The following is a 19405-nucleotide window of genomic DNA, read 5'->3' as shown; positions in this document are numbered from 1 at the left end:
ATAGGCTGGCCCGATGCGCCCGTCTCTGTCGGACTACGAACATCTGGCCAGCGGCAAGGTTCGCGAGCTGTACCGCGTCGACGACCAGACGCTGCTGTTCGTGGCCACCGACCGGATCTCCGCGTACGACTACATCTTGGACTCCGAGATACCCGACAAGGGCCGCATCCTGACGGCGATGAGCGTCTTTTTCTTCGACCTGGTCTCGGCGCCCAACCACCTGGCGGGCCCGCCCGATGACGAGCGCATCCCGCAGGACGTCCTCGGTCGGGCACTGGTGGTGCAGGAACTCGACATGCTGCCGGTCGAGGCGGTGGCCCGTGGCTACCTGACCGGTTCTGGCCTGATCGACTACCAGAAGAGCGGCACGGTGTGTGGCATCGCGCTGCCGCCGGGGCTCAGCGAGGCCAGCAAGTTCGCCCAGCCGCTGTTCACTCCGGCTACCAAAGCGGAACTGGGACAACATGATGAGAACATCTCGTTCGCGGACGTGATCGAGTTGATCGGCACGGTGCGGGCCAATCAGTTGCGGGAGAGAACGTTGCAGACCTACGTCCAGGGCGCGGATCATGCACTGAAGAAGGGCATCATCGTCGCCGACACCAAATTCGAGTTCGGCGTCGACAAGCACGGCAATCTCCGGCTGGCCGACGAGGTCTTCACTCCGGACTCGAGCAGATACTGGCGCGCAGACGAATACCAGGAGGGCGTCGTCCAGGAGAGTTTCGACAAACAGTTCGTGCGCAATTGGCTCACCGGTCCGGACTCCGGCTGGGACCGTAGTGGCGACAAGTCGCCACCCCCGCTGCCGCCCGACATCGTCGATGCCACCCGCGCCCGTTACATCGAGGCCTACGAACGTATTTCGGGCCGCAAATTCAGCGACTGGATCAAACCGTGAAGCCACCCGTAGCCAAGCGCATCGACCACCACCGCGAGTATCACGGCGACGTGTTCGTCGACCCTTACGAGTGGTTGCGCGACAAGGACAACCCGGAAGTTCTGGAGTATCTCCGGGCCGAGAACGAGTACACCGAACAGGTTACGGACGCACTGGCGCCGCTGCGGCAGAAGATCTTCGACGAGATCAAGGCGCGGACCAAGGAGACCGATCTTTCCGTGCCGACCCGCCGCGGCGAGTGGTGGTACTACGGCCGCAGCTTTGAAGGCAAGCAATACAGCGTGCAATGCCGCTGTCCCGTCGCGGATCCCGACGACTGGGTGCCGCCTGAGTTCGACGAGAACACCGAGGTTCCCGGCGAACAGATACTGCTCGACGAGAATGTCGAAGCCGAAGGACACGACTACTTCGCGCTCGGTGCCGCGTCGGTGAGCCTTGACGGCAACATCCTGGCCTATTCGGTGGACGTCAAGGGTGACGAGCGATACACGCTGCGGTTCAAAGACTTGCGCACCGGTGCGTTGTACGACGACGAGATCGTCGGCATCGGCGCCGGAGCCACATGGGCGGCGGACAACCACACCGTCTACTACGTCACGGTCGACGAGGCGTGGCGCCCGGACACCGTGTGGCGGCACCGACTCGGCTCAGGCCTGCCCGCCGAGAAGGTCTACCACGAACCCGATGAGAAGTTCTGGCTCGCCGTCGGCAGGACCCGTAGCGACAGATACATCATCATCGCCGCGGGCAGTGCCGTCACCACCGAGATGCGCTACGGCGACGCCACCGACGGTGCAGCCGAGTTCACCACCATCTGGCCGCGCCGCGAACTGGTCGAGTACTCCGTCGAACATGCGATCGTCGGCGGCGAGGACCGGTTCCTGATCCTGCACAATGACGGCGCCGAGAACTTCACCCTCGTCGAGGCTCCGGTCAGCAACCCGACCTCTTTTCGCACACTGATCGAGCACCGCGACGATGTCCGACTGGATTCGGTCGATGCGTTCGCGGGACATCTGGTGGTCAGCTACCGCAGCGAGGCGCTGCCACGCATTCAGCTGTGGCCGATCGTCGATAGGGGAGCCGACAGTGATTACGGCCAGCCGGAGGACATCACATTCGACTCCGAGTTGATGTCGGCGGGTATCTCGGCGAACCCGAATTGGAGTTCGCCCAAGCTGCGGATCGGCGCGACATCGTTCGTGATTCCGGTGCGCATCTACGACATCGACCTGGCCACCGGCGAGCGCACGCTGCTGCGCGAACAACCGGTGCTCGGCGATTACCACGCCGACGAGTACGTCGAGCGACGCGATTGGGCCGTCGCTCCAGACGGTGCGCGAGTACCGATTTCCATCATCCACCGCATCGGCGTGCCCTACCCGGCGCCGACACTGCTGTACGGCTATGGCGCGTACGAATCCTGCGAAGATCCGCGGTTCTCCATCGCACGGCTGTCGCTGCTGGACCGCGGCATGGTTTTCGCGGTCGCCCATGTGCGCGGCGGCGGTGAGCTCGGCAGGCCGTGGTACGAACATGGCAAGCTGCTGGAGAAGAAGAACACCTTCACCGATTTCATCGTTGTCGCAAGGCATCTCATCCAGATGGACGTGACCCGGCCGGAGAACCTGGTGGCCCTTGGCGGTAGCGCGGGCGGGTTGCTCGTTGGCGCCGTCGCGAACATGGCACCAGAACTGTTCGCAGGCATCCTGGCCGCCGTGCCGTTCGTCGACGCATTGACCACCATCCTCGACCCGTCGCTGCCACTCACCGTGACCGAGTGGGACGAGTGGGGGAATCCGTTGGAGAACAAGGACGTCTACCACTACATGAAGTCCTACTCGCCGTACGAGAACATCGAGGCGAAGGACTATCCGCCCATCCTCGCGATGACGTCGCTGAACGACACCCGGGTTTTCTATGTGGAGCCAGCGAAATGGGTTGCGGCGCTTAGGCACACCAAGACCGACGATCACCCGGTGCTGCTGAAGACCGAGATGAACGCGGGCCATGGCGGGATCAGCGGACGCTATGAACGATGGAAGGAGGCCGCGTTCCAGTACGCATGGCTACTGGATGCTGCCAAGGCCAACCACGACGGCGGCGGCTAAGTACACGATCTCTTCGCCGGTTCGGATGTCCAGCCGTGACGTCATCGACTTCGGTGGGTTGGGCATCCGCGCGGCGTAGATGTTGGCCGGGAACATCACCAGCATCAATGCGAACAGGCACACCGCGGCCGCCGGCCTGGTCGGTGGGTACAGCAGCCCCGCCGCGCCCGCCAGTTCCAGCACGCCGGTGACGGTGACGAGCAACCCAGGAGCGGGCAATCGCAGCGGCACGATTGCGATCAAGTCGCGGCGGAGCGGGTTGACGAAATGTGCGACGCCGGTCATCACGAACATGGCCGCCAGCCCGACGGCCGCGGCCTGTGGCCAACTGTCCACGTACTCGACACCGAGCCAGCCGACAAGGCGGGCGCCGAGCGTGCCCAAGACGAGCGTGACGGCGACGGCCATCGCAGCCTCCTATCTAGACAGTGTCAAGATAGACGATATCCGAGTGATCTAGGCAATGTCAAGATCTCGGGGCTAGGATGCTGTCATGAGCAGGGACACCTACCACCATGGCGATTTGAAGGCCGTCATTCTGGCCAAGGCCGCCGCCCTGGTGGCCGAGCGGGGCGCGGATGGCATCTCGCTGCGCGAACTCGCTCGCGAGGCCGGGGTGTCCCACGCTGCACCCGCGCACCACTTCACCGACCGCCGCGGCCTGTTCACCGCGCTGGCCGCCGAGGGGTGGTACCTGTTGGCCGAGGCGCTGAAGGGGGCCCGCCCCGACTTCATCGATGCGGCGCTTGCCTATGTTCGGTTTGCGCTGGACCATCCCGGCCACTACGCGGTGATGTTCGACCGCTCGCTCATCAACACCGAGGACCAGGAGTTGATCGCGGCGGTCGGCGCGGCAGGAACCGAGCTTGCACAGGGTGTCGCGACCCTCGGCGATTCGGAGGCCAAGGGCGATCCGCAGGCCGCCGCGCTGGCGGCTTGGTCTCTGGTACACGGCTTTTCGCTGTTGTGGCTCAACAAGGCGATCGACAACAACACCGATCCGATCGCGCTGGTGCACCGGGTCGCGTCGATGCTCTTCAAGAGCGGTTAATGTGCCGGTATGACTTCCCTTTCTGATATCGCGCTGACGACGCTGGATGGACGCCCGACCACGCTGGCCCAGTTGGCCGACGGTGCGGCCCTGGTGGTGAACGTGGCGTCGAAGTGCGGGCTCACCCCGCAATACACCGCGCTGCAGCGGCTGGCGGAGGTCTACGGCGATCGCGGCCTGACCGTGATCGGGGTGCCGTGCAATCAGTTCATGGGCCAGGAGCCGGGCACCGCCGAGGAGATCCAGACGTTCTGCGCCACGAATTACGGTGTGACCTTTCCGCTGCTGGCCAAGACCGACGTCAACGGCGCGGACCGCCATCCGCTGTACGCCGCACTGACCAAGACGCCGGATGACACCGGCGATGCCGGCGACGTCCAATGGAACTTCGAGAAGTTCCTCCTCGCGCCCGGCGGCACGGTGGTCAACCGGTTCCGGCCGCGTACGGCGCCGGACGCGCCCGAGGTGCTCGCGGCGATCGAGGCTGTGTTGCCGCGATAGATGTCAACTGCCGACCACGTGTTGTAAACCGTTGGGACATCTGACGTTGCCACACTGAACGCGTGGTGGGACAACTGATCGTCTCGGTTTCCGGGATCAGCGACCGCACTCTGGCCGACGTCGATGCGTTCTGCGGCCTGCTCGACGCCCGCGGCGTGCCTACCTCGTTCCTGGTGGCGCCCAGGATCAAGGGTGGCTATCGCCTCGACGCGGACGCGCCGACGGTCGATTGGCTTGCCGATCGGCGGGGCCACGGCGACGCCATCGTGCTGCACGGCTTCGACGAGGCGGCTACCAGCAAGCGGCGTGGCGAGTTCGCCACCTTGCAAGCACACGAAGCCAATCTGCGCCTGATGGGCGCGGACCGAGTGCTCGAGCATCTGGGCCTGCGCACCCGGCTGTTCGCCGCACCGGGGTGGACGGTGTCACAAGAGGCGGTAAAAGCATTGCCGCGCAACGGGTTTCGGTTACTCGCCGGACTGAGCGGTATCACCGACCTGGTTCGTCGGACGACGGTGCGTGGCCGGGTGCTCGGCATCGGCGAGGGGTTCTTGAGCGAGCCCTGGTGGTGTCGCACGGTTGTGCTGTCCGCCGAACGATCGGCGCGACGTGAGGGGGTCGTGCGCGTTGCGGTCGCCGCGCGGCACCTGCGCAAGCCGGGCCCTCGACAGGCGATGCTGGATGCGGTGGACCTCGCGCTGATGCACGGGTGCGTGCCCTCCGTCTACCGCTGGGATCCATATCCCGCTCTGACAGACGCCGCATAGCCGACGCCGCTAACGTGGCGGCGTGGCAGAAGCTGATGTGATCGTGGTGGGTGCCGGCCTGGCCGGCCTGGTGGCCGCATGTGAGCTGGTCGAGCGCGGGCGCAGCGTGCTGATCGTCGACCAGGAGAACGCCAACAACCTCGGCGGTCAGGCGTTCTGGTCCTTCGGCGGCCTGTTCTTCGTGGACAGTCCCGAACAGCGCCGGCTTGGCATCCGGGACAGCTACGAGTTGGCGCTGCAGGACTGGCTCGGCACCGCGGGGTTCGACCGACCGGAGGATCACTGGCCACGGCAGTGGGCGCACGCCTACGTCGACTTCGCCGCGGGCGAGAAGCGCAGTTGGTTGCGCGAGCGCGGACTGCAGACCTTCCCCCTGGTGGGCTGGGCGGAGCGAGGCGGTTACGACGCGCGTGGCCACGGGAACTCGGTGCCCCGTTTTCACATCACCTGGGGGACAGGCCCGGCGATCGTCGAGGTCTTCGCGCGTCGGCTGCTGGGCAACGCGAAGGTACGGTTCGCGTACCGGCACCGGGTCGACGAGCTCGTCGTGGAGGAGGGCGCCGTCACGGGGGTACGGGGTGCGGTGCTGGAGCCGACCACCGCGGCACGCGGCGTCGAGACATCACGAAATACCGTCGGCGACTTCGAGTTTCGCGCGCAGGCGGTGATCGTGGCAAGCGGTGGTATCGGCGGAAACCACGACCTGGTGCGGCAGAACTGGCCCAAGCGAATGGGGCGGGTGCCCGAGCAACTGCTCAGCGGGGTGCCCGCGCACGTCGACGGCAGAATGATCGGCATCGCCGAATCCGCGGGCGCGCGCGTGATCAACGGCGACCGGATGTGGCATTACACCGAGGGCATCACCAACTACGACCCGATCTGGCCGCTGCACGGCATCCGGATCATCCCGGGGCCGTCGTCGTTGTGGCTGGATGCCAACGGCAAACGGCTGCCGGCTCCGCTGTATCCCGGCTTCGACACGCTCGGCACGCTGGAATACATCTCGCAGACCGGACAGGACTACACCTGGTATCTCCTCAACGCGCGGATCATCAGCAAGGAGTTCGGACTGTCGGGACAGGAGCAGAACCCCGATCTCACCGGCCGCAGCGTGCGTGAGGTGCTCTCAAGGGGACGGGGAGGCGCGCCGGCGCCGGTGCAGGCGTTCATCGACAAGGGGGTCGATTTCGTCAGCGCGAACTCATTGCGGGATTTGGTGTCCGCGATGAACGCCGTCCCGAACGTGGTTCCGCTCGACTACTCTGCCGTCGAGGCGGAGGTTTCCGCGCGCGACCGCGAGGTGGCCAATCGGTTCACGAAAGACACTCAGATCGCCTGGATCCGGTTGGCTCGCAACTATCTTGGCGACAGGGTCGCCCGCGTCGTCGCACCGCACCGGCTCACCGACCCCAAGGCGGGCCCTCTGATCGCCGTCAAGCTGCACATCCTGACGCGTAAGTCGTTGGGCGGCTTGGAAACCGACCTCGATTCACGAGTCCTGAAGTCGGACGGTACCGCGTTCGATGGGCTGTACGCGGCGGGTGAAGCTGCCGGTTTCGGTGGCGGCGGTGTGCACGGCTACCGCTCGCTGGAGGGCACGTTCCTCGGCGGATGTGTGTTCTCCGGCAGAGCGGCGGGCCGGGCGGCCGCGCGGGCGACGGCTTAGAACTCCGCGGCGGAGCCGCGAATCAGAACGCTGTGCTGTTTTCCGGTTCCAGCACCTGGAAGTCGGTGTCTGTCATCTCGGTCAGCCGCCCGTAGTAGATGCCGCGGGCATCGGGCTCGATGATCGCCTGATGGATGGGTACCGCGCGGGCCGGTGCGACGGCCCGTAGGTAGTCGATGGCCTCCGACACCTTCATCCACGGGGCTGCCGCGGGAGCCGCCAGTACATCGACCGGCTCGCCTGGGGCGAACAGCGCGTCACCGGGGTGCATGAACCGCGCGGCGTGCGAGCCATCGCCGATCAGGTACGAGATGTTGTCGATGACAGGAATTTCCGGGTGAATCACGGCATGTCGCCCGCCGACGCCGCGCACGGTCAAGTGACCGACACTGAACTCGTCGCCGACGTGAACGGCCTTCCACGGCCCGCCCAGTTGCGCGGCGGTTTGGGGATCGGCGTACAGCGCTGCCTGCGGGTTGGCATCGACGAGCGCAGGCAACCGCGCCGTGTCGGCATGGTCGGGATGCTGATGCGTGATCAGGATGGCCGTCAGGCCGGTGATGCCCTCGAATCCGTGCGAGAAGTTGCCTGGGTCGAACAGCACGGTGGTGTCCTGTCCGTCGCCCTTGAAATTCGCGAGTAGGCATGAATGGCCGAAATGCGTCAGTTGCATGCCTATATTGTGGCGCGGAAGGCAGTACCAGGGGGACTTCAAAGGGAAGCTGCGGAGTGCGATTGCTGCTGGCGGTGGCCGTGGCAACCTTCGGGTTGGCCATCGCGCCGAGTGCTGACTGGGTTGCGCGCGGGGTTCCAGGCGTCTGCCCGCCGTTTTGCGACGCGATACCCGACGCGGCGTGGATCGCACCGGCGTCCGTGCCGCTGTATTCCGTGTACCGCTGGCCCGGCCTGGCCGGCTTGGCGGTGACGGCGCCGTCGCCACGGTTCGGTTTCGAGGCGATGTGCAGCAGCGCGCCCGTTGCCGACGATCCGCGCGCGTACGCCGTCGCTTCGCGGTCGGTGGTGCTACACCCCGAGGGGCAGTGGAATCTGCTGGTCCAGGTGATCCACTGGCGTGGCCCCACCGCGACCGGCGGCCCGACAGCGACGTCGACGCTGGAAACCGCCCGGTCACGGCTGCAGGAGTGCCAGTCGACGGTGGCCGCCGCGTCGCCGTCGGTCACCACCGACGACGGCACGCGTGTCGTCGCGGTGATCAGTGACGCGGGTCACCGGGTCATGCACGAGTACCTGCTGGTTGACCCGAGCAGCAGCACCGTCGTGGAACTGGCCATGTGGTCGTCGCTGCCGGCGAAGGTCGACTGGCCGCCGGTAGCGGACGCGCAGGTGCTGGATGCGATGGCGGCCCCGTTGTGCAGCGCGTACCTCGGTTCGTGCCGGTGAGGCGGCGGCGGCGTTGCCGCCGGTAGAGTGTTCGCCGTGGCAAGGGTGGTTGTGCACGTGATGCCCAAGGCGGAGATCCTCGACCCGCAGGGGCAGGCGATCGTTGGCGCGTTGGGACGTCTGGGCTTCGACGGTGTCTCAGATGTGCGGCAGGGCAAGCGGTTTGAGCTCGAGGTGGACGACAGCATCAATGACGACACCCTCGCCGAGATTGCCGAATCGCTGTTGGCGAACACGGTGATCGAGGACTTCAGTGTCAGCAGGGAGCAATCATGACCGCACGTGTGGGCGTGATCACATTTCCGGGCACGCTGGACGACGTCGACGCGGCCAGGGCGGTCAAGTTGGCCGGTGCCGAGGCGATCAGCCTGTGGCATGCCGACACCGACCTCAAAGGCGTTGACGCAGTGGTGGTGCCCGGCGGGTTCTCCTACGGCGACTACCTGCGGTGCGGGGCGATCGCGAAGTTCGCGCCGGTGATGGGTGAGGTGGTCCGTGCCGCCGAGCAGGGCTTGCCAGTGTTGGGCATCTGCAACGGGTTCCAAGTTCTTTGCGAGGCGGGCCTGCTGCCCGGTGCGTTGACCCGCAACGCCGGTCTGCACTTCGTGTGCCGCGATCTGTGGCTGGAAGTCGTGTCGAATTCGACGGCGTGGACATCGCGCTACGACGTCGGCGCAGACATCCTGGTGCCACTGAAATCCGGCGAGGGCCGCTATGTGGCCAGCGAGAAGGTGCTCGACGAACTCGAGGGCGAGGGCCGGGTGGTGTTCCGCTACCGCGACAACCCCAACGGCTCGATGCGCGACATCGCGGGCATCAGTTCGGCCAACGGCCGCGTCGTCGGTCTGATGCCGCATCCTGAGCACGCCACCGAGGCGCTGACCGGCCCCTCCGACGACGGGCTTGGCTTGTTCTACTCGGCGCTGGATCAGGTGCTGGCGGCCTGACGCCTTCCGCCGAGGGTGCGTGTCTGTACGCGACACGCCGCGGAAGTGTGGCATTTGGCGGCCGCTCGCGAGCGTCGAGCGTGCGGAAATTGGTGCGCTGAGGGGTGTCTGAGAGCCGTTAAGGTCGAGACGACTCATTGCGTACTGAAATTTCGGGAGGCTCGTTGCTAGTCGATCCAGAGGTGTTGCGCGCCTTTGCCGCACAGGTTGATTCCGCCGCGGCCTCGATCAGCGGCCTCGATATCAGCGGCGCCGCAACCAACGCGGCTGACGGACTGCCTGGCTCAACGACGCAGTGGGCCGCACAGCAAGTCGGACATCACCTGGGACTGGCGGCCAAGGACATCGTCAAAGACATCACCGCCATGGGCCAAGCGGTTCGCGGAGCAGGCGACCGGTATGAGGTCGACGACGCCGCTCTCGCGGGCACCTTCAAACAGCTGTTCTGATTGTGCTGCCCTCACGTTCACGGTTGCAGAGCTGGAATCCGGACTCGCTGTTGTCGGCCGCATCGACAATCAGGGCTGGCGGCGCCAATTTCTATCAAGCTGTTCGGGTCCTGGACGATCGGATCGATCGAATGCCGGAATCACGGGCGTGGTCCGGCGAGGCCCAAGTTCAGGCAGCGAAGATGTTCGGCCGCGCGACGGACCGGTCTTCAGCGTTCAAGACATACGCCGAGGCGTTCGCAGGCGCACTGGAGTGTGGCAGCGCGTGGATTGGTAACGCGCTTAGCGATTTGTTATCGAAGGCAGACGAAATCGACAGCGGTCCGCTGAATGTCACCGATCAGTGGGTCGTGTTGATAGATCCGGCGGGGATGTCGGCGGAGAAAGCGGCCCAACTCCAGAAGGAGGCTGAGCGCGCCCAGGTTGAAGTCAACAGGCTGTTGAATGCGGTCGGCGAAGCCGACGATTCCACCTCGCTCCGGCTACTCGCGGCCAGGGCCCGCGACGGCCTGGTCTTCCAGAATCTCGAATTTGGACCGCCTGGCCCGGTGGCCGCGTCACCGGGTAACGACGTTGCCGACCCAAATACAGAGGAGGGGAAGCGGTTTCAAGAGATCGCCCGCGCGCAGGACATGGCGTCAACCGTCCGAGATGTCAGCCACTCTGTCGATAAGGACGGCAACCAGATCACCACGTTCACGATGCTCGACGGCAGCACGCAGGTCACCACCGAATACATTCACCAGAGCTTGCCCAGCGAGCAGGTCTACCCGGCAGGCACGGTAACAGTCCTTCACACCGATAAGGCCGGTAGGACGGTCTCGCTGACGTCGACCATTCCTCGCGAGGACGGCGGCAAGTCGACCGAGGTTTGGTACGGCGATGGAACACATGTCGTGATGTCGGAGACCGCGGATGGAGTCCGCACGGGTAGCTGCACGACGCCAGACGGTCGCCGTAGCGTGCTGCCTGACTCGTTCTTCAACGACCCAATTCCCACTTTGGCCGGCGGTGCGCTTTCAGGCCTGGAAACTAAAGCCAACAAGGGCATTCCGGGTCTGTCGATGTCGGAACTCGAGAAAGTCAAAGCCGGCGCAAAGTGGGGCGGGCCGGCGTTGGGCATCGCGACTATGGCTTACAACATGGTCAAGGCGGACACGCTGCATGATCGCTGCGTCGCCGCGTGGTCGGGAGGTGTGGGGTTGGTTGGCGGTCTCGCGACGTCAGTCGCGGTAGGAGCCATACCGGGAGTCGGTCCGATCGCGGCAATGGGAGCCAACACCGCGGGTGGATTCGTCTTCGGATACGTCGGGGAATTGGTCGGCAACGTAATGTGCCCGCCGTGAGGTCGGCGTTCGCCACGGTGTTCCTGTGAATCCTGCTCGGCCCCTTCGGGGTGTTCTGCCTGGTTCGGGCCTGCATCTACGCGGCGCGTGGAGAGTTTCCGTCTGCCGTCGTGGCACTGGGGTTCGCCGTATTCAGCCTTGGGTTCGTCTCGATGCTGGCGGTCGTCGCGTCACGCAAAGTAAAGCCACGCGTCCAGCTAGAGGATGGTGGAATCACGGCGCGGCCGGACCGACGAGTTGACAACCTTCTTATGGCTTCAACTTTCGGGGCATTCGGTGCGATGGCCTGCTATGCCATGTTCGCGCCTCTGGACATGGTCGTCATACGAATGCCGCGCGATGACGAGAGGTACTTCGTATTCGCCTGTGCTGCCGGGGCATTGGTCGGCATCTTCAGCGTGCAACAGATAGTCAGGCGACGCGGAACCAGTTATGTCCGCCTGACTGTCGATGGGCTCGAGTTGGGTAACACAGTCACAACAGTCGAGCGGTCGTGGGATGAAGTGACAGATGTCGCGGACCGAGCCCGCAACGCGCATCAGGCCAGCGGAGCCACCTACGTCACGACAGCAGACGGACGAACGCGACTGCTTCCTTCTGATTGGTACACGCCGGGTGGCCACGCTCTGCGGGAATTGGTGCGCTTCTATTGGCAGCATCCCGAAAGCCGTGAGGAGCTCGCGGACGGCCGGGCGGCGCAACGACTCGAGAGTTGAGAAGCGGGATGATATCGAGAAGATCATGGCTGTTCGTGGTCGTCGCGCTCATATTGGCCAGCTGTGGCGGGAACACGACAGCAGGCCGGCCACAAGCTCCCGCGGCCTTGCCGAATCTGCCCCAACAGACCCTGTTGTCGTCGTCGATGCGTCAGCAGCCGGTACCTGGATGGACTACGACGGTCAAGGATCTCGGACTTCCGGCCGGCACAGTCGTGCGACCGGTGGGCAACGTCGGCGATCGCGGCATTTTTCTTGGCATCACGGGAGAAGGTTGGTGGCTGCTCGGCATAGACGTCACCAACGGTCAGCGGCTCTTCGGGCCGCTGCGGCTCGGAGCAGCCGGGGAGGCAACCGATTTCAACTGTTACGTCAACAGTCCTCCCAATGTTCTGTGCGTGCGCCAAGGACCCGACTTGACAACGCCGTCTACTGGGTGGGTGGTCGATACGTCGTCGGGCAAGCTGAGCTTCGACGGTCCCACTGATCTCCGGGTAGCGAGAACACAAGATAAGCCGAGCCTGGAACAGATCGGGAACTACGCGATTGCCACCGTCTCCAACAAGGGTGTGTATGGCGTTGGATCTCGCGGCGAGACAACCTGGTTCGTGCCCGGTGACGGCGAGCTGACATCTCAGTTCACCAGGATGGCTCGCGACACCACCCCTTCGATTTTCGCAGTCCAAGGCAGCGGCAGGGTCACCGAAGTAGTGTTCTCTGTCGTCGACGGCAGAGTTGTGAAACCCGAAGTGCCACAGGATGTCTTGCTCGGGCACGCCATGGTGTATCCGGGTGGCTTCGGTTACGAGTACAGCAAGGCAAGTGACTACGCGACTGAACGCGTGGTCTTCTTCGATGACACCGGTCGGAAGCTCGGTGAGCCGGAACGAGGTGGCCGACTCCTGGCTCGCTCGCTGGACTTCCCCGCGATCACCTCCAAATTCAACAACCGCATCTTCACACTGGAAGGTCGCAAGCTCCTAGAGCTACCGCCGTCGGGTCCGTCGCCCTATGCGCGCCTGATCGGCTCGCGGTTCTACGTTGCCGCCGATGCTGACCACAGAATGTGGCAGCAGTTCGATCTGACGACCGGTAAGTCTGGAAAGACCTGCGTGGGCGAAACCCTGGGCGCCTACTACATCGGTTCCGACGGTGAGGTGGCTGTGGCCCTCGGCGAAGGGACGGCGCAGGGCGTCGACCTGACGACCTGCGACACCCTCTGGTCGATACCAGGCCCGGCCCCGCACGAAGCGACAGAGTTGTGGAAGGTGAACACCACGCTCGTCCAACGCACCGACGACAAATTGTTCAATTTGGTCGCGCCGCGCTGAGGGCCACCTGGCATAACAGAACGCCTGCGGATCTCGGCACAGGCGACGAGTATCAGCTAGGTGGCGGACGAAGCCTCCTACCCGGGTGTCTACATCGACGAGTCCTCGGCTGGACACTCGATCGCAGGTGTTGCGACGTCGATTACGGCGTTCCTCGGCCGGGCGGCGAAGGGCCCCACGGATCAGCCGGTCAGCGTCTTCGATCTCGCCGACTTCATCGATCACTACGGTGCGCTGGACCTGAACTATCCGATGGGATTCGCGGTCCGAGATTTCTTCGCCAACGGCGGGTCGCATGCCGTGATCGGTCGACTCTACAAGGACCCGCCGGCCGGGAATGCGGCCGCTGCGCTCAACGCGGGGAGTGTCGACGCCGTCGCGTTGGTCGCTTCATCGCCGGGGGATTGGGCCAACAACCTTGAAGCGCAGGTCAAACACGACGGCGACCAAGCCGTGGCGACTGGCCTCGGCCTGGCACCGGACGACCTGTTCAGCTTGCGAGTCAGGGCCCAGCCGGGCGGACCGCTGGAGAAGTTCCTCAACCTGACGGTCAAGGACAGTCCGCGACGCATCGATCGAGTGTTGGCCCGGGAGTCGGCGTTGGCGCGGATCGCGGACGCCGGTGCACTGCTCGTGCGCCCTGGCGAATCGGTCGACAGCGCAGGCAACGCGATATGGGATCGGGTGCAGCCGAGCGACATCGGCCACGCCGGCGCCCCGCTCGACATTGCGGACTACGCAGGCGATCGAGCGGCGCGCACCGGCAAGTACTTGCTCGAGCACGCCGACCTCGTCAACGTCATGTGCGTGTCGGCGAATGCTCTCAACGATTCAGTGCCGCCGTCGGTGTATGCAGACATCCTCGGCTATTGCGTCGAACGTCGCGCGTTCCTCCTCGTCGACCCGCCTTCGGACTGGACCCGCGACAGCTTCGCGAACCGGCTCGCCGAATTCCCATTCCCGGGCACGGCCGCGCGTAATGCGGCGATCTTCTATCCCAGGCCAATGCAGGCTAATCCATTGCGTGGCAATCAGATAGAGCCTTTCGCGGTCTGCGGCGCCGTCGCAGGCGTCATCGCGCGCACTGACGCCACATGGGGGGTCTGGAAAGCTCCGGCGGGTACCCACGCGTCGCTCGCAGGTGTGGCGGGGATGGCGGAAGACCTTTCCGACGCGCAGTCGGGGCCCTTGAATCAGAACGGCATCAACGTGATTCGGAACTTCACTGGCATCGGGCCGGTGCTGTGGGGAGCACGCACGATGCGTGGGGGCGACGCCTACGCCGATGAATACAAGTACATCCCCGTGCGGCGCACCGCTCTGTTCATAGAAGAAAGTCTGCAACGCGGATTGCAATGGGTGGTGCTCGAACCGAACGATGAAACACTGTGGGCGCAAATCCGGCTCACAGCCGGCGCATTCCTGAACGGCCTATTCCGGAAGGGCGCCTTCCAAGGGCAGACGCCCAGGGACGCCAATTTCGTCAAATGCGACAGCGAAACCACGACAACCGGGGATATCGCCAACGGCGTGGTGAACCTCGTCGTCGGCTTTGCCCCTCTCAAACCCGCCGAATTTGTCATCCTGCAGTTGCACCTGACCGCTGGGCAGAAGGGGCCGCCATGATCATCCTGACCGACACCGTGAACACGTGGGGCTACTCGGCCACTGTCCACTACTCACACGCCGCGCACACGGTTGTCGCTCAGTCGACGCTGGCACTGCATACGGAGTTCAACGCCAACATCGGACCGAACCCGATATTCCGGAGCTACGCGCTGCTGCGGCGTGCGGTTGTCGGCGGGGCGACCGTGACCGTGAACGGGCCGTCCCTCGTGGCAACGGGCATGACCGAAATGCATGCCGAGCTCATCTCCGACAACGGAGCAGCGGTCGCGGTGGTCAACCAGTTCGACACCACCGGCGCCTGGAACGGCCCGCCCCAACGGCCCGACAGTGTGCGAACGGTCTCCTTTCACCGTCCTTCGAACGGAACCACCGCGTACGCCCACACCACGAAGGTCTATGCCGGTGGCCGCGACATCCCCGAGCAAGAAGCGGTCGACACGGCGATCGCCGGTTTGCGGGCGCTCGGCTTGGATCCGGCGAATCTGGTCATGAAGGTCACAACGGACACCGACCGAGCGACTCGCCCGCAGCGGCTCGATCTGCAGACGAACGAACTGGTCGACGAAGCCGACGCACGCTCGTAGCCCCGCGACCGTGCGCGAAATGCGCACGGAACGCGGCGTGTCGGCGGACAGACACGCACGCTCGCGGTAGTTGTCGCGGTAGTTAGGGCGTCAGCGCGACCGAGGCTTCGGCCGTGTAGCAGACAAACGTCATCGTCTCTTCCAGGTACAGCTCGACGTTGTCGGCGTCGTGCGAGGAGTAGCCGATCGACACGTCGGTGCCCAGCTGCAGATCGAAATCGCCGCCGCGTGTCGACAGCACGAACGCGCCGTCGATCGCGGGCGCCCAGATGATTTCGCCGTCGACCAGCCGGTTGAGATGCTCGCGGATCGGATAGCCGTGTTCGGTCGTCTCGCTGACCTTCGTGTACACATCGGCCGACAGCAGCACCGAATACGGACCGTCGACGCCCGCCAACCGCAACTCCGACAGCGCCTGTGCGATCGCGTCAGGAATCTCGTTGGCGTCCTGCGGAAGCGCCAGCGCGGTGTTCGAGCTGCAGGCCCGGATGCCGTCGATGGACGCCGCCGCATACCCTTCGAAAATCGCCCGATCCTCGACGAAGGCCAGCTTCTTGGCGGCGTCCTTGACCGGATCCCAATCCGAGTCCTGCGAGCCCCGCTCGACATCGTCGATCGCGGTGCGCGACACCGTGAACGGCACCCGCAGTCGCACCAGCGGCTTGGCCTCCCGCAGATGCGCCACCACGCCGTCGCCCGGCGACGCAACGTCCAGCAGGTGACCGGTGCTGATGCCCGCGGTCACCGGGCCGCCCGGCTCGCTGACGTCGACCACCCGTCGACCGGCGATGTGCCGCTTGAACGTTCGCGTGGCCTCCTCTTCGATCTGCTCCCACGCACCATCGGTGATCGGAGCCAGCTCGCGATACAGGTTGTTCATTGACGGGTTCCTTTCAGGCTGCCGATCGCCAGCGACCCGTTGGTGGCGACGGGCACAACAGTGATTTCTGGTTGCTTTTCTGGCTCCGAATCCGGAAGCGGTGGTGGGTCATTGAGAAAATCAACGATCGGCGTGAAGAACTTGCCGCCCGTGACGGCGGTCGAGAACTCGAGGATGTGGTCGGTGTTTCCCGGCGGATCGCCGATGAACATGTTGCGCAACATCCGTTCGGTCACCGCGGCGGTACGCGAATAGCCGATGAAGTAGGTGCCGTACTCAACCTTGCCGATCTCGCCGAACGGCATGTTGTGCCTGACGATCTTGAGTTCGTTGCCGTCCTCGTCCTCGATCACGTTCAGCGCGATGTGCGAGTTGACGGGCTTCACATCGTCGTCCATCTCGATGTCCTCGAGCTTGCTGCGGCCGATCACCAATTCCTGCTCGGTGACCGACAGCGCATCCCACGCCGACATGTCGTGCAGGTACTTCTGCACGTGGACGTAGCAGCCGCCCGCGAAGTCGGCATCCTCGTCGCCAATCTCGGTGGCCGACACTGCAAGTGGGCCGTCCGGGTTTTCGGTCCCGTCGACGAAGCCGAGCAGATCGCGGTTGTCGAAGAAGCGGAAACCGTGCGTCTCGTCGACGACCGTAACCGCGCCCAGTGCCTTGACAATCCGGCCCGCCAACTCGAAGCACATGTCCATCGAGTTCGCCCTGATGTGGAACAACAGATCACCGGGCGTGGCAGGAGCCTTGTGGCGTCCACCATCGAGTTCGATGAACCGGGTCAGCTCGGCGGGCCGCGGTCCAGAGAACAACCGGTCCCACGCGTCAGATCCGATGGAGGTCACCACCGACAACTTCTTGTCCGGGTCGCGGAAGCCGACGGCGCGCACCAGCCCGGCGATGTCGGGCAGCGCGTCGTGCACGGCGGCCTCGCCGCCTTCGTCAATGGTGACCACCAGAAAGATGGCGGCCGGTGTCAACGGCGCCGTTACCGGTTGCGGTAGTGGGTCGGGCACCGTCTGACCTTATCGTCAAGATCGTCGGCCATGATGGTTAACCATGTCGGCAAGTGCACCGGGGCTGTGTGAGTTCATCGACGCGTCACCCTCGCCATTCCATGTCTGTGCGACGGCTTCGCGGCGACTGGCGGACGCCGGGTTCACCGAGTTGTCCGAAGCCGACGCATGGCCCGCCTCGGGGCGCTTCTTCACCGTGCGGGCAGGCTCGCTGGTCGCCTGGAAAGCCGGCCACGGCGCGAGCACCCCGTTCCGGATCGTCGGGGCCCACACCGACAGCCCCAACCTCCGGGTCAAACAGCATCCCGACCGGTTCGTCTCGGGCTGGCAGGTGGTCGCGTTGCAGCCCTACGGCGGGGCCTGGCTGAACTCGTGGCTGGACCGCGACCTCGGCGTCAGCGGCAAGCTGTCCATCCGGGTCGGCGACACCATCGACAACTGGCTGGTCCGCATCGACGAACCGGTCCTACGCGTCCCTCAGCTGGCCATTCATCTGGCCGAGGACCGCAAATCGCTGTCTTTGGACCCGCAGCGCCACGTCAACGCGGTATGGGGCGTCGGCAGCGGCACCCGCTCATTTCTGCGTTACGTCGCCGAGCATGCGGGCGTCTCGGAGGCCGACGTGCTGGGCTACGACCTGATGACCCACGACCTCAACCCGTCGCGGCTGGCGGGCGCCAATCAGGAACTGGTGAGCGCGCCGCGGCTGGACAACCAGGCCACCTGCTACGCGGGGCTGGAAGCATTCCTGGCCGCGGCGCCGAACGAGCATCTTCCGGTGCTCGCCCTCTTCGACCACGAAGAGGTGGGCTCGCAGTCCGACCACGGCGCACAGTCCGAACTGCTCCCGACGGTGTTGGAGCGCATCACCCTGGCCGCCGGCGGTGGCCGGGAGGACTACCTGCGCAGGCTCTCGACGTCGGTGGTGGCCTCCGGCGATATGGCGCACGCCACGCATCCGAACTACCCCGAACGCCACGAACCCGGTCACCCGATCGAGGTGAACCGCGGACCGGTGCTCAAGGTGCAACCAAACCTGCGCTACGCCACCGACGGCCGCACCGCGGCGGCGTTCGCGTTGGCGTGTGCACAGGCGGGCGTTCCGCTGCAGCGCTACGAGCATCGCGCCGATCTGCCGTGCGGGTCCACGATCGGGCCCATGACCGCGGCGCGCACCGGCATTCCCACCGTCGACGTCGGCGCGCCGCAGTTGGCCATGCATTCGGCGCGGGAGTTGATGGGAGCCGACGACGTCGTGGCCTACGCCGCCGCGCTCGGGGCGTTTTTGTCACCGGGCTGATCTAAGGTCGGCGCGCCATGGCACTCTCCGTGGAATCCATCACGTTCGACACCACCGACCCCGATACGGCGGCCCAATGGTGGGCAGAGGCCGCCGGCGGGCAGTTGACGCCTTATGTCCCTGGCGAATACGTCGCCGTCGAACGTCAACCGGGACCCAAATTGCTGTTTCAGAAGGTCGCGGATCCGACCCCCGGAAAGAACAAGATCCATCTCGACTTCACCGCGGCCGATGTGGAGGCGGAGGTGAAGCGGTTGGTGGATCTCGGGGCACGGGAGACCGGACGGCACAGCCTTGGCCCCGTCGCATGGGTGGTGCTGGCGGACCCGGAGGGTAATGCGTTCTGCGTGATCTCCGGAGCCGATTAGGCGACCGGCCGCTGGCAGTCGCGCTCGGCGGCGGCGAGGTGGTTCTGCAGTCGCAGCAGGCACTGTTCGGCGTACCACAGCGCGTTGTAGTTCGCGTCCCTGAATTCAGTGACGTCGCAGGGTTCGCCGGTGTCGCTCACGCGCGAGAACTACCCGCCGTTCGCCGAGCGCAAACGCCCTATTACTTGATGCGCTGCGCCAGGAGGCGTTTGCCCTCCTCGGCGCCCTTCTTGCTGTCGGCCTGAGCCTTGCGGAACAACTCGACCACCTCGTTGTCACCCTCGCGCTCGGCGTCGCCGATGTAGGTCTCGAGCCTCAGCGCGTTCTCCAGGCACTGCTCGGTGTACCAAAGCAGGTTGTAGTTCTTGTCCTTGGTGCCGGTCACTTGGCCGGTTTCGCTTGTGGTGCTCATACGTCACCTTCCTTCGCGTCAAA

The 19405-nt window shown here is 65.0% G+C and carries 23 protein-coding genes; 17 read left to right on the top strand and 6 right to left on the bottom strand.

Annotated elements, in window-relative coordinates; genetic code table 11:
* Nucleotides 1–13 precede the first annotated feature (13 nt).
* Nucleotides 14–901: a phosphoribosylaminoimidazolesuccinocarboxamide synthase gene (locus ACGFK1_RS12405; protein ID WP_393428762.1), complete on the top strand. Its 888-nt coding sequence runs from the start codon at nucleotides 14–16 to the stop codon at nucleotides 899–901.
* Nucleotides 898–3012 (top strand): S9 family peptidase, encoded by a 2115-nt coding sequence (locus tag ACGFK1_RS12400; protein ID WP_393428760.1) that lies wholly within the window; start codon nucleotides 898–900, stop codon nucleotides 3010–3012. The genes ACGFK1_RS12405 and ACGFK1_RS12400 overlap by 4 nt, the downstream gene beginning before the upstream one ends.
* Here the strand turns inward: ACGFK1_RS12400 and ACGFK1_RS12395 are convergent.
* Nucleotides 2971–3420, bottom strand: a complete 450-nt coding sequence (locus ACGFK1_RS12395) for a DoxX family protein (protein ID WP_393428757.1) — start codon at nucleotides 3418–3420, stop codon at nucleotides 2971–2973. The two genes, ACGFK1_RS12400 and ACGFK1_RS12395, sit on opposite strands and share 42 nt — an antisense overlap.
* Nucleotides 3421–3505: 85 nt before the next feature.
* Between ACGFK1_RS12395 and ACGFK1_RS12390 the strand changes: the two genes are divergently transcribed.
* From ACGFK1_RS12390 to ACGFK1_RS12375, 4 genes are all read left to right on the top strand, one after another.
* Complete coding sequence (locus ACGFK1_RS12390) at nucleotides 3506–4063, top strand: TetR/AcrR family transcriptional regulator (protein ID WP_393428754.1); 558 nt, start codon at nucleotides 3506–3508, stop codon at nucleotides 4061–4063.
* Between the two features lie 9 nt (nucleotides 4064–4072).
* Nucleotides 4073–4564: a glutathione peroxidase gene (locus ACGFK1_RS12385; RefSeq protein WP_393428751.1), complete on the top strand. Its 492-nt coding sequence runs from the start codon at nucleotides 4073–4075 to the stop codon at nucleotides 4562–4564.
* A 62-nt stretch (nucleotides 4565–4626) separates the two neighbouring features.
* On the top strand, nucleotides 4627–5331 hold the full coding sequence (locus tag ACGFK1_RS12380) for a DUF2334 domain-containing protein (RefSeq protein ID WP_393428748.1): 705 nt from the start codon (nucleotides 4627–4629) through the stop codon (nucleotides 5329–5331).
* Between the two features lie 22 nt (nucleotides 5332–5353).
* Nucleotides 5354–6997 carry an FAD-binding dehydrogenase gene (locus ACGFK1_RS12375; protein WP_393428745.1) on the top strand — a complete coding sequence of 548 codons (1644 nt, stop codon included), beginning with the start codon at nucleotides 5354–5356 and terminating at the stop codon, nucleotides 6995–6997.
* A 22-nt stretch (nucleotides 6998–7019) separates the two neighbouring features.
* Here the strand turns inward: ACGFK1_RS12375 and ACGFK1_RS12370 are convergent, their stop codons facing one another.
* Nucleotides 7020–7670 carry an MBL fold metallo-hydrolase gene (locus tag ACGFK1_RS12370; RefSeq protein ID WP_393428742.1) on the bottom strand — a complete coding sequence of 217 codons (651 nt, stop codon included), beginning with the start codon at nucleotides 7668–7670 and terminating at the stop codon, nucleotides 7020–7022.
* A 56-nt stretch (nucleotides 7671–7726) separates the two neighbouring features.
* Between ACGFK1_RS12370 and ACGFK1_RS12365 the strand changes: the two genes are divergently transcribed.
* The 9 genes from ACGFK1_RS12365 to ACGFK1_RS12325 all read left to right on the top strand — a co-directional run bounded on the left by ACGFK1_RS12365 (nucleotide 7727) and on the right by ACGFK1_RS12325 (nucleotide 15400).
* Nucleotides 7727–8398, top strand: coding sequence for an ATPase (locus tag ACGFK1_RS12365; RefSeq protein WP_393428739.1), 672 nt, complete (start codon nucleotides 7727–7729; stop codon nucleotides 8396–8398).
* A 36-nt stretch (nucleotides 8399–8434) separates the two neighbouring features.
* On the top strand, nucleotides 8435–8674 hold the full coding sequence (gene purS, locus ACGFK1_RS12360) for a phosphoribosylformylglycinamidine synthase subunit PurS (protein WP_393428736.1): 240 nt from the start codon (nucleotides 8435–8437) through the stop codon (nucleotides 8672–8674).
* A complete protein-coding gene (purQ, locus tag ACGFK1_RS12355; RefSeq protein WP_393428733.1) occupies nucleotides 8671–9345 on the top strand; it encodes a phosphoribosylformylglycinamidine synthase subunit PurQ in 675 nt (224 codons plus the stop codon). Before purS ends, purQ begins: the two co-directional genes overlap by 4 nt.
* A gap of 164 nt (nucleotides 9346–9509) precedes the next feature.
* On the top strand, nucleotides 9510–9794 hold the full coding sequence (locus ACGFK1_RS12350) for a type VII secretion target (protein WP_393428730.1): 285 nt from the start codon (nucleotides 9510–9512) through the stop codon (nucleotides 9792–9794).
* Between the two features lie 131 nt (nucleotides 9795–9925).
* Nucleotides 9926–11140 carry a hypothetical protein gene (locus ACGFK1_RS12345; protein WP_393428726.1) on the top strand — a complete coding sequence of 405 codons (1215 nt, stop codon included), beginning with the start codon at nucleotides 9926–9928 and terminating at the stop codon, nucleotides 11138–11140.
* A 251-nt stretch (nucleotides 11141–11391) separates the two neighbouring features.
* Nucleotides 11392–11856: a hypothetical protein gene (locus ACGFK1_RS12340; protein WP_393428723.1), complete on the top strand. Its 465-nt coding sequence runs from the start codon at nucleotides 11392–11394 to the stop codon at nucleotides 11854–11856.
* A 107-nt stretch (nucleotides 11857–11963) separates the two neighbouring features.
* Nucleotides 11964–13187 carry a hypothetical protein gene (locus ACGFK1_RS12335; RefSeq protein ID WP_393428720.1) on the top strand — a complete coding sequence of 408 codons (1224 nt, stop codon included), beginning with the start codon at nucleotides 11964–11966 and terminating at the stop codon, nucleotides 13185–13187.
* Nucleotides 13188–13247: 60 nt separating this feature from the next.
* Nucleotides 13248–14813: a phage tail sheath family protein gene (locus ACGFK1_RS12330; RefSeq protein ID WP_393428717.1), complete on the top strand. Its 1566-nt coding sequence runs from the start codon at nucleotides 13248–13250 to the stop codon at nucleotides 14811–14813.
* Entirely contained in the window at nucleotides 14810–15400 is a 591-nt protein-coding gene (locus ACGFK1_RS12325) for a hypothetical protein (RefSeq protein WP_393428714.1), read from the top strand. The genes ACGFK1_RS12330 and ACGFK1_RS12325 overlap by 4 nt, the downstream gene beginning before the upstream one ends.
* A gap of 82 nt (nucleotides 15401–15482) precedes the next feature.
* Here ACGFK1_RS12325 and ACGFK1_RS12320 read toward each other — a convergent pair whose 3' ends face one another.
* On the bottom strand, nucleotides 15483–16280 hold the full coding sequence (locus tag ACGFK1_RS12320) for a family 1 encapsulin nanocompartment shell protein (RefSeq protein WP_393428711.1): 798 nt from the start codon (nucleotides 16278–16280) through the stop codon (nucleotides 15483–15485).
* Nucleotides 16277–17302 (bottom strand): Dyp-type peroxidase, encoded by a 1026-nt coding sequence (locus ACGFK1_RS12315; RefSeq protein ID WP_393428708.1) that lies wholly within the window; start codon nucleotides 17300–17302, stop codon nucleotides 16277–16279. The genes ACGFK1_RS12320 and ACGFK1_RS12315 overlap by 4 nt, the downstream gene beginning before the upstream one ends.
* A gap of 43 nt (nucleotides 17303–17345) precedes the next feature.
* On the opposite strand from ACGFK1_RS12315, the gene ACGFK1_RS12310 reads away from it, so the two are divergent.
* Entirely contained in the window at nucleotides 17346–18602 is a 1257-nt protein-coding gene (locus ACGFK1_RS12310) for a M18 family aminopeptidase (protein ID WP_393428705.1), read from the top strand.
* A gap of 17 nt (nucleotides 18603–18619) precedes the next feature.
* Nucleotides 18620–18970 (top strand): VOC family protein, encoded by a 351-nt coding sequence (locus ACGFK1_RS12305; RefSeq protein ID WP_393428702.1) that lies wholly within the window; start codon nucleotides 18620–18622, stop codon nucleotides 18968–18970.
* On the opposite strand, the gene ACGFK1_RS12300 is transcribed toward ACGFK1_RS12305, so the two are convergent.
* Entirely contained in the window at nucleotides 18967–19110 is a 144-nt protein-coding gene (locus ACGFK1_RS12300; protein ID WP_393428699.1) for a hypothetical protein, read from the bottom strand. The two genes, ACGFK1_RS12305 and ACGFK1_RS12300, sit on opposite strands and share 4 nt — an antisense overlap.
* A 41-nt stretch (nucleotides 19111–19151) precedes the next feature.
* Nucleotides 19152–19382 (bottom strand): hypothetical protein, encoded by a 231-nt coding sequence (locus ACGFK1_RS12295; RefSeq protein WP_393428696.1) that lies wholly within the window; start codon nucleotides 19380–19382, stop codon nucleotides 19152–19154.
* Nucleotides 19383–19405 lie beyond the last annotated feature (23 nt).

The sequence above is a fragment of the Mycobacterium sp. NPDC048908 genome (genome assembly GCF_043197955.1).
In the GTDB taxonomy this organism is placed as follows: domain Bacteria; phylum Actinomycetota; class Actinomycetes; order Mycobacteriales; family Mycobacteriaceae; genus Mycobacterium.
Note: the sequence above shows the minus strand (reverse complement) of the source record. Positions and strands in the feature narration are given on the sequence as shown.